Source organism: Leucobacter sp. M11 (assembly GCF_035726885.1).
Classification (GTDB): domain Bacteria; phylum Actinomycetota; class Actinomycetes; order Actinomycetales; family Microbacteriaceae; genus JAPFRB01.
The window spans coordinates 106,184-107,801 of record NZ_JAPFRB010000002.1 but is presented as its reverse complement, the minus strand read 5'-3'; the positions used below and the strand labels follow the sequence as shown (position 1 = coordinate 107,801).

The window sequence follows — 1,618 nt, the reverse complement described above, 5'->3', positions numbered from 1 at the left end:
GACACCGCGACGCTGCTCGGCGGTGGCTGGGTCGCGTCCGGACCGCCCGGCGCGGACCGGCTCCCGAAGCCCCTCTGGCCCGAGGGGCTGCGCTACCTGCCCCGCGAGGCGGCGGGCGAGGTGCAGACCCCAGTGACCGGCCCGGGGGCGGCCGGGCTGCGTCCCGGCGACCGCGTCTGGATGCGGCACACGAAGTCCGGTGAGCCCTGCGAGCACGCCAACACGATCCTGGCGGTGCTCGGCGACGAGGTCGTCGCCGAGCTCCCCACCTACCGCGGAGAGGGGAAACGATTCCTGTGAGCCCGAACTGGAAGAACTGGGCGCGGACCGAGCGCTCAACCCCCGCCCTGGAGATCTCGCCGCGCTCGGCGAAACAGGTGGCCGCGGCGGTCGCCCGTGCCCGAGAGACCGGGCACCCCGTCAAAGCCATCGGTGCGTCGCACAGCTTTACCGCGATCGGGGCGACCGACGGCATCCGGCTCCGGATGGATCGGCTGCGCGGCCTCGTCGACGCGGACCTGGCCACCGGGCGGGTCACCCTCTGGGCGGGCACCCACCTCTACGAGCTGCCCGCGCTGCTCGAACCCCTGGGCCTCGCCCTGGCGAACATGGGCGACATTGATCGGCAGACGATCTCCGGGGCCGTCTCGACCGGCACCCACGGCACGGGCCTCGTCTTCGGCGGGCTCGCCACGCAGGTCGTCGGGGCGACCCTGGTCACGGGCACGGGGGAGACCCTGACCGTCGTGCGGGACGGCGAGAACGCCGAACTCCTGCCCGCCGTGGCCCTTGGCCTCGGCGCGCTCGGCATCCTCGTCACCGTGACCCTGCAGTGCGTGCCCGCGTTCCTGCTGCGGGCCGTGGAGCGGCCGATGCCCCTCGGGGAGGCCGTGCAGACCTTCCAGGAGCGCTGCGCGCGCGAGGACCACTTCGAGTTCTACTGGTTCCCGCACACGGAGAGCGCCCGCACGAAGACGAATACCCGGCTCCCCGCGGACGGCCCGCGCGCCCCGCTCGGCCGGGTCTCGCGCTACGTCGACGAGACGCTCGTCTCGAACACCGCGCTGCGGGGGCTCGTCTCGGCGGAGCGGCTCGTGCCCCGGGCGACGCCGCGGGTGAACCGGATGATCCAGTCCCTCTCCGCGAACCGCGAGTTCACGGACGTGTCCTCACGGGTCTTCGTGACGAAGCGCACCGTGAAATTCCGAGAGATGGAGTACGCGGTGCCCCTCGCCGACATCCCCGAGGTGCTCGCCGAGATCCGCACCGTGATCGACCGCAACCGCTTCACGGTCTCCTTCCCGATCGAGGTGCGTTCCGCGGCCGCCGACGACCTGTGGCTGTCCACCGCGAGCGGCCGAGACAGCGGCTACGTGGCCGTGCACCGCTTCTGGCGGGAGAACCCCGAGCCCCTGTTCCGCGCCGTCGAGGCCGTGTTCCGCGCCGCGGGCGGCCGCCCGCACTGGGGAAAGATGCACACGAGGACCGCCGAGGACTTCCGCGAGCTGTACCCGAGGTTCGACGACTTCGTCGCGGTGCGCGACCGGCTGGACCCCGGTGGGGTCTTCCGGAACCCCTACCTGGACCGGGTCCTGGGGGTCGCGCCGGGGGCCTAAGC

The 1,618-nt window shown here is 72.9% G+C and carries 1 protein-coding gene and 1 pseudogene; both read left to right on the top strand.

From position 1 onward, the window contains the following. Window positions 1-300 (top strand): annotated as a pseudogene (locus OOT08_RS04625) (amino acid deaminase/aldolase); the annotation flags it as partial. Beyond that, a complete protein-coding gene (locus OOT08_RS04620; protein WP_325091391.1) occupies window positions 297-1,616 on the top strand; it encodes a D-arabinono-1,4-lactone oxidase in 1,320 nt (439 codons plus the stop codon). The pseudogene OOT08_RS04625 and the gene OOT08_RS04620, both read left to right, overlap by 4 nt. Window positions 1,617-1,618: the final 2 nt, after the last annotated feature.